Genomic DNA, 7,638 nt, shown 5'->3' with positions numbered 1-7,638 from the left:
CCCCCAACCCGACCCCACACAAGTACGGCCTCATGGGCGCGGATGGGCTGGTGGTGGAAACCGCAGGTCGATCGGGTCGCCGTGCGACCCGACCGACCTTACAAACGCTCTAGGCTAGATTTCGCCAGGATCAATGGCAGAGGTTCGGGTAGCTGAAGGTTTTGTCGTCCGGGCCGGATACGCTTCCCCAGACGTCCACGCAGGTCGGGGCGGATTCCCACAGCGGTCCCGCGTAACTGTTGTAATAGCCGGTGTCGTGGTGTGAGGCCGTGCTGTTATGAGGCGAGATATTGATGCTGTGGCTCCATCCGTCGGAGCCTTTTGTGCTGCTACTTACCGTGAAGTATACGCACTTGGAATTGTTCGGCGAGTCGAAAACCTTCACGGTGCCTGCGTACAGGTGGACCGGGGCGTAGATGTCCACTGAATAAAACTGGGTGTAGCCCGCTCCGCAGATCGAGTCCGCCATCGCGGCGGGCGCGATGGCCACGCCGGTGCCGGCCATCGCGCCGGTCGCGGCGAAGGCCGCGATCATGCTCCTGATTTTCATGAAGCCTCCTGAAGCCCGTGGCTGGATAAAGCATGCCCACTGCACCCGTATCCGGTCCTGGCGGAAATAAAAATACTGATGTCCGATATCTGCGTCAACGGTCAGTTTGGCCCCCGCACGTAGACGATGCGCTTTCGCGCCGCGCGTTTCGCCACGGTTACGACGGCGTCGTATGAAGTGGATGGCGGCATGTCTTCTCGTTGGAACGAGGGCGCCGCTCGGGCGGCCTGAGGTCATTCATCGGAGCGCGATGCCTCGTCGGCGGGCGGCTCGTTGTCCGGCACCTCTTCGCCAGCGGCCGAATCAGCCGGCGGAGCCCGTCCACCGGTATCCCGAGACTCCCGCCCGGGCGTGGAAGCGGAGACGGATCGATGCCCTGGCGCCGGTAACCGTCTAGAGGGGGCACCCACTCATCGCGCCGGTGGCCGACGAGATCACATGCGACATCCCCGCGTGAATTCCCAGTCGTCTTCCGCGCGTGGTGGTTCGTCCATGGTCGTGTCCTCGTGCGGCGGATCTTCCTTCTTCGTCGTGGAGGATGCCTCATCGTCACTGTGTTCCGGCTTCGGGTCGGGCGGGGAACCGGGCTCAGAGGCGGATGACGACTTCGGCCGCGGATCCGCCGGTGCCGCTTCGGGGGACGCCGGCCATGACGTCAGTCCGATAACAACAGGTCGGTTGGGTCGCTACGCGACCCAACCGACCTCACAAGATCGAGTTAGCGCCTCGCCTTGTGGAGCGTCAGCAACCCAAATTGGGGCTGGAGTATTGGGCGTCATCGTACGTGCTGTATACGCTTGCAAATATCTTCACGCAGGCGTTTGGGGCGTAGACATACACAGGCCCCGCAAACTTCTCGAAATAGCCGCTGTCGGGTTGGCTGCTGTTGTAGTTGCTTTCATTCTCGATCCTGATGCTGTGGCCATAGCCAAGGGAGCCTCGGGTCCCGCTGCTTATCAGGAAGTATGCGCAGTTTTTTCCAGTCGACGAGCTGTACGTGAGGTACACGTCGCCGGCGTAATGGCCCTGTTGCGTGTATATCGAGTGGGGGCCCCAAATCTGGTTATAGCTCGACCCGCAGAACGCATCGGATGCCATCGCGGCAGGTGCCACCGCCACGCCTGTGCCGACGATCGCACCGGTCGCAGCGACGGCCGCGACCATACTCCTGATTCTCATAAGGCCTCCTGGAGCCCCGCGAGTGGATGAGGTGTGCCCAGCGCACCCCTATCCGGTCCTCGCGGAGATCAAGATACTCACGACCGATATCCTCGTCAATGCCCAGTTTTTACGAGTGATTCGTTCGTGCGGCGACCGGCGTGGCTGCGATGGCGTTACAACAGCGTGAACGGTGTCATGTCCTTCTGGTCGGAAGAGGACGCAGCCCAGGCCGAGGTCACTTCTCGGAACGCGGTGCTTCGTCGGCGGGCGGCTTCTCGTCCGGCGCCTCTTCGTCTGCGGCCGAATCGGCTGACGACGCCCGTCCATCGGTGTCCCGAGGCTCCCGCCCGGGTGTCGAATCGGAGGCGGGCTTATGACCGGACGGCGGATTCGGGCCCGAATCGGTCGGTTCCGGGCGCGATGCCGCCGACTGGGACGGGGGCGAGTCGTACGCGGGTGGGGGGTCGGCGTCGTGTTCTGGAGCGGGTGACGGCTCCGGCTTCGGGTCGGTGGGCGTCGTCTCCGGGGGCGCCGGTGCCTGCGGAGGCGGCGGGCCGTACGCGGGTGGCGGGCCGTAGCCCGGTGGAGGCGCGTACCCGGGAGGCGGGCCGTACGGCGGCGGAGCAGCCACGGGAGGGGCGTAGCCGGGCGGGGGAGCGTACGAGAGCGGCGGGCCGGAAGGCGGTGGGAGGCCGGGGCCGGCGGGCGCGGGGACCATGACGGGCCATCCCGGACCCCTGGCCGCCTGGGGCAGGCCGACGGCCTCCTCGTCCGGGCCGGTGGTGATGACGAGCCGGTCCAGGTAGAGGATCTGGAGCGCGGCGAGCGCGATCAGTGCGAGGACGACCACGACGATGGGCGTGGTGAGCCCGACCTGCGCGTTGGCGCTGAACGTCTGGTTCACGCGGATCAACAGCTCGACCGGCGCGGTCCGGTTGGCGGAGCCGTTGCTCACCAGGATCGGCCAGAGCAGGCCCTGCCCGCCGATCAGCGTGACCGCGCCGAAGAGGAGGCCCGCCAGGGGCAGCGCCGGGACGACGACCGTGAAGAAGAACGACGGCGCGGCCGGGGCGCCGGCGGCGCGCTGTGCCCGCCAGCGGGCCGCGTGCCTGCGGCAGAACAGCGTGAGGATGAGAAGCGCCGGGACGCTCACCAGGATGGGTGAGAACAGCGACGCGAACTTCTCGAGGAGATCGAGCTTCCTCTCGTTCTCGAAGCCGGTGATGCTGAACGGACCGACGCCGACGAACAGCCACGGGGCGAACGGCAGGAGCAGCAGCTCGCTGCGGCGGCCGAGCGGGCGCAGGCCGCCGATGCCCAGCGCCGCCAGGAACGCCGCGCCGACGGAGACGATGGCGTTCAGCAGGGGTGGGACCCAGGTGTTCAGGTAGACGTGGCCGGAGGACGCGCCCGTGGAGGATCCGTGGCCGTCTGAGAACAGCGCGGACAGCCAGGGCCAGACGCCCAGCACGGCGATGATGAGGGCCACGACCACGGCCAGGATCCCGATCACCGAGCGGGCGGCGTCCGGGCGCGGGCCTGCCGGCGGCGCTCCGGGCCCGGGCTGTGGTGGTCCGGGCTCCGGCGCTCCGCGCCGGGGAGCCGGAGCGAGCTTGATGCCCAGGCCCGTCTTGATCGCGATGACGGTGGCGCCGACGCCCAGGACGGCGAGGATCACGCCGGTGATGGTGGCGAGCGCCGATCCGACGCCGAGGTCGGCCATGCGGAATCCGAAGGTGTAAATCAGCCCGACGGGCGTGGTCGAGCGCCGCGAGTCGCCCAGCACCGCGCCGAACGTGAACGCCTGCAGGCTCGTCGCGACGGCCGCCAGAGCGACGATCGAGGCGACCGCGAGCATGGCCGGGGTGATCCGCCGGCCCTCGGCGCGACCGCGCAGGACGGGCAGGAAGACGAGCAGCGCCAGGCCGCACACCACGCCGAACGTCGCGGCGGCCGTGATCAGCGGGATGACGCCGAACGCCTTGTCGGGACTGTCGATCCGGCCGAAGATCGTGGCGATGCCGCCTCCGCCGGCGCCCGCCTGACCCATGTGCCAGGCGATGGCGACCGCGACGGGGGAGAAGACGACGAGCGGCAGCGACATGAGTACGCGGCCGACCCGGCGAGGCCACGTGCCCGCCTGGGCGAGGGCGGCGGCGAGTGCGGGGCCGACCACCACGGCGACGATGATCGGGACGATCGCGAGAACGAGCGAGAAGGCCAGTGTGCGCCAGAAGTCGCCCTGCTTCAGGAGGGTGCCGTAGTTGTCCAGCCCGACGAACGGGTGGGAGTGGCTGAGGAACCGTGAGTTCTGGAAGCTGCGCACGATGGTCTGGCCGGTCGGAATGACCAGGGAGACCAGCGCGAGCAGTGCGGCCGGGAGGGCGAGCAGCAGCCCGGCACCGAGGTGCCGGTCGGCGGCGGGTCGGCCTGCGGCGGGTAGCGCCGGGGGAGGAAGGGCCATCGTCCGCTCCGCGTGGTTCCGTTGTGATTGATCTCCTGATCGTCAATGCAGACGGTAACGCCCCAGAGTCGTCCTTGTCGCCGGTCCGCCCGGCTCCTTCTGACGGTGACGTGCCGATCGATATGAATATTTACTCATAAATAACGACCATCATGGTCTATGTCGGCAAGAGCGTATGATCGCCGATATGGCGGACGAAGGCGACAAATTCGTGGAAGGTGCCCCCGATTCGCCGCCCGAGCTGCGGGCCGGCGCCGGCTACCTGCTGGCACGGCTCGGCGCCGAGTCACGGCGGCGGTGGGCGCGCATGCTCGCCGAACACGGGATGACGCCGCACCACTATGGGGCGCTCATGACGCTCGACAACCTGAAGGTCACCCACCAGCAGCGCCTCGCCGAGCTGATCGGGGTCGACCCGCGGAACGCCGTATCGGTGGTCGACTTCCTGGAGCGCCGGGGGTTGATCGAGCGGACGCGGGACCGCGCCGACCGGCGGCGTCACGCCATCGCGCTCACCGAAGAGGGGCGCGCCGTGATCGACGGGCTGCGCCGCGCGGGCGACGGGGTCGAACGCGACATGCTCGGCGGGCTGACGGGGGACGAGCGGACGGCGCTGCACGACCTGCTGCACCGGCTGTTCGAGGTCACCGTCGACCGGTGACCGGATCTCCGGGCCCGTGGCTTTTGACGGTGCGTCACGGCGCGGCGACGGGATCTGCCGTGAACACTGGCCCTCGGTGGATCTTGAGCGTAGTCTCCCGCGAACGTGCCGTGACATTTCGCCGGCGTGTGCGCCGGCGTAACCGATCGTGGAAGAAGGCCATGACCGACCCTGAGCCTGCCACCACCCTCGCCGACGCCTCATCGGGAGGCTGTCCCGCCCGCACCGGCGTCGTACCGCTTTACGGGCCGAGATTTCTGCGGAATCCCTCGGACTTGTACCGCCAGATGCGACAGGAGCACGGCTCAGTTGTTCCCGTGGTGATCGAGGGAGACATCCCGGCCTGGTTCGTGATCGGCTACCGGGAGGTCCATGAGGTGCTGAGCAACCCGGGAGTCTTCGCCCGTGACTCCCGCCGCTGGAACCAATGGGAGCACATCCCGTCCGACTGGCCGCTGATGCCGTTCGTCGGCTTTCAGCCCTCCACGCTGTTCGCGGAGGGCGACGAGCACCGGCGCCGGGCGGGTGCGATCAGCGACGGCCTGTTCGCCGTCGACCAGTTCGACCTGCGGAACCAGGCCGAGAGGATCGCGGACGACCTGATCGACACGTTCGTCGCGGCGGGTGAGGTCGACCTGATGGCCGCGTACGCGCACCCGCTGCCGCTGCTCGCGGTCGCCAAGATCTTCGGCCTGCCGGAGGCGGAGACGCCGGGCCTGCTGCGGGACATGATGACCACGGTCAACGGCGACGAGGGCGCGCTCGACGCGTACCAGGGCATCTGCGCGACCATGCAACGGCTGGTGGCGCACAAGCGTGAGTGGCCGGGCCCGGACTTCGTCTCGCACATGCTGAACCACGGCCTGACGGAAGAGCAGCTCATCTCGGACCTGGTCCTGGTGATGACCGCCGCCCAGCAGCCGATGGCGTACTGGATCGGCAACACCGTCCGGCTGATGCTGACCGAGGACCGGTTCGCCGTGAGCATCACGGGTGGCCGCCACAGCGTCGGCCAGGCGCTCAACGAGGTGCTGTGGGAGGACACCCCCACGCAGAACTACCTGGGCCGCTGGGCAACCCGGCCGGTACAGCTCGGCGGGCAGAAGATCAAGACCGGTGACCTGCTCGTCCTGGGCCTGGCGGCGGCCAACAGCGACCCGCAGGTACGGCCCGAGCCCGCGGCCGTCACGACCGGCAACCAGGCCATGATGTCGTTCAGCCACGGTGAGCACCGGTGCCCGTATCCGGCGCCGGAGCTCGCCGAGGTGATCTGCCGGGCCGCGGTCGAGGTGCTCCTGGACCGGCTGCCGGACGTGCTGCTGGCGGTGAGCATCGAGGACCTGGAGTGGTCGCCGTCCGTCTGGATGCGCGGCCTGGTCGCACTGCCGGTGAAATTCACCCCGTCGTACGTCTCCGGCTGATCAGCCGGTGGCGCGCGGCGCCTCCACCGGCGAAGAGGAGCCGGCCGCCGCCGGGCGGAACTCCAGGGGCAGCGTCACGAGACCCCGGGTGAACACCCCCTGCTCGGCCGGCGCGGCCTCGTCCCGGAACGCGATGTCGTCCATGGCGTCCAGCAGCTGGTTCGCCGCCACCTCGACCTCGGTCCTGGCCAGCATGGCGCCGACGCAGAAGTGACGCCCGAGGGCGAAGGCCAGGTGGTCGGCCGCTGCGGAGAACGCGGTCGAGGCCGCGAGGTCGTCGCGGAAGACGTCGAACACATCCGGGTGGGCATAGCGCCGGGGGTCGCGATTGGCGGCGCCGACCGCGCACACGACGGTGCCGCCGACCGGCACCGTGCCGCCGCTGAGGGTGACGTCCTCGGCCACCTGGCGGATGACCATGTGCACCGGCGGGGTGTACCGCAGCGTCTCGGCGAACGCCTTCGGAATGAGCGTGCGGTCGCGGCGTACGGCGGCGAGCTGGTCGGGGTGTTGGAGGAGGTTCCGGAAGAGGCCGGAGATGGCCCGGTCGGTGGTCTCGCCGCCCGCGGCGAGCAGCAGGCTGCAGAAGGCCCGTATGTCGTCGTCGGTCATCCGGGTGCCGTCGATCTCGGCGGCGCAGAGCGTCGACAGCAGGTCGTCTCCCGGGTTCGCCCGGCGTTCCTGGATGATCGGAATGAGGTATTCGCCCAGCTCCCGGCGGGTCCGCTCGCCGGCCGCCGCCACCTCCGGGTCGCCCGCCAGGTTGCCGAAGACCGCGATGATGGCGGTGTACCACCGGTGGAACCGGTCGTGGTCCGCCGTGTCCAGGCCCAGCATGTCGGCGATGACGTTGATCGGGAACCGCGTGGAGAATTCCGCGACCAGATCGACGGTTCCACGGCCGGAGAAACGCTCGATCAGGTCGCGGGAGTTGCGCTCGATGACCGGGAGGAATTTCTCCTGCAGTTCGTTCCCGCGGAACGCCGGTGCCACCAGCGCACGGTGCACGGCGTGCTCCCGGCCGCTCATCTGGAGAATGGTCCGCCCGTGCACGGGCTCAAGCTGCCACTCATAGTTGTCGGTGGTGAAGACCGGGTCCCGGAAGGCGCGTTGCACGTCCTCGTGGCGTGAGATGACGTAACCGCCGCTCGACTCCTGCCTGATCAAGGGAAATTCTTCCAGCATCATCCGGTAGGCCGAATACGGGTCTGCTGCGAATTCGGGGGACAGGATGTCGGGCACCACTGATGGCGTGGCCATTGAACGCTCCCTCGATCGGCGGTCGATACCGGTCAAGGTTATGTAGAGGTTTCTGTCGGGTCCATACTGGTGGTTCGGCGGCCTGCCCCTCTCCGGTCGCGAGCCGCGGCGGCGATGGGCC

At 68.4% G+C, this 7,638-nt stretch carries 6 protein-coding genes; 2 read left to right on the top strand and 4 right to left on the bottom strand.

Annotation, left to right across the window (positions count from 1 at the left end):
- Positions 1–130: 130 nt before the first annotated feature.
- The 3 genes from NE236_RS31870 to NE236_RS31860 form a co-directional block, all read right to left on the bottom strand.
- Positions 131–550, bottom strand: coding sequence for a hypothetical protein (locus NE236_RS31870; protein ID WP_252845915.1), 420 nt, complete (start codon positions 548–550; stop codon positions 131–133).
- A 741-nt stretch (positions 551–1,291) separates the two neighbouring features.
- Complete coding sequence (locus NE236_RS31865; RefSeq protein ID WP_252845914.1) at positions 1,292–1,714, bottom strand: hypothetical protein; 423 nt, start codon at positions 1,712–1,714, stop codon at positions 1,292–1,294.
- 232 nt (positions 1,715–1,946) lie between these two features.
- The gene (locus NE236_RS31860; RefSeq protein ID WP_252845913.1) at positions 1,947–4,175 is read right to left on the bottom strand and encodes a hypothetical protein; all 2,229 of its coding nucleotides are present in this window, start codon (positions 4,173–4,175) and stop codon (positions 1,947–1,949) included.
- A gap of 187 nt (positions 4,176–4,362) precedes the next feature.
- Between NE236_RS31860 and NE236_RS31855 the strand changes: the two genes are divergently transcribed.
- On the top strand, positions 4,363–4,836 hold the full coding sequence (locus NE236_RS31855) for a MarR family winged helix-turn-helix transcriptional regulator (protein WP_252845912.1): 474 nt from the start codon (positions 4,363–4,365) through the stop codon (positions 4,834–4,836).
- A 317-nt stretch (positions 4,837–5,153) separates the two neighbouring features.
- Positions 5,154–6,257: a cytochrome P450 gene (locus NE236_RS31850; protein ID WP_252845911.1), complete on the top strand. Its 1,104-nt coding sequence runs from the start codon at positions 5,154–5,156 to the stop codon at positions 6,255–6,257.
- Here NE236_RS31850 and NE236_RS31845 read toward each other — a convergent pair whose 3' ends face one another.
- The gene (locus NE236_RS31845; protein ID WP_252845910.1) at positions 6,258–7,517 is read right to left on the bottom strand and encodes a cytochrome P450; all 1,260 of its coding nucleotides are present in this window, start codon (positions 7,515–7,517) and stop codon (positions 6,258–6,260) included.
- Positions 7,518–7,638 lie beyond the last annotated feature (121 nt).

This window comes from Actinoallomurus purpureus (assembly GCF_024055795.1).
GTDB classification, from domain to species: Bacteria; Actinomycetota; Actinomycetes; order Streptosporangiales; family Streptosporangiaceae; genus Actinoallomurus; species Actinoallomurus purpureus.
The sequence above is the reverse complement of the archived record's forward strand: the minus strand, read 5'-3'. Positions and strand labels throughout refer to the sequence as shown.

Bases quoted from the DNA above. Each gene is read 5' to 3' on its own strand.
- NE236_RS31870 (WP_252845915.1), bottom strand. From the start codon at position 550: ATGAAAATCAGGAGCATGATCGCGGCCTTCGCCGCGACCGGCGCGATG.
- NE236_RS31865 (WP_252845914.1), bottom strand. From the start codon at position 1,714: ATGGTCGCGGCCGTCGCTGCGACCGGTGCGATCGTCGGCACAGGCGTG.
- NE236_RS31860 (WP_252845913.1), bottom strand. From the start codon at position 4,175: ATGGCCCTTCCTCCCCCGGCGCTACCCGCCGCAGGCCGACCCGCCGCC.
- NE236_RS31855 (WP_252845912.1), top strand. From the start codon at position 4,363: ATGGCGGACGAAGGCGACAAATTCGTGGAAGGTGCCCCCGATTCGCCG.
- NE236_RS31845 (WP_252845910.1), bottom strand. From the start codon at position 7,517: ATGGCCACGCCATCAGTGGTGCCCGACATCCTGTCCCCCGAATTCGCA.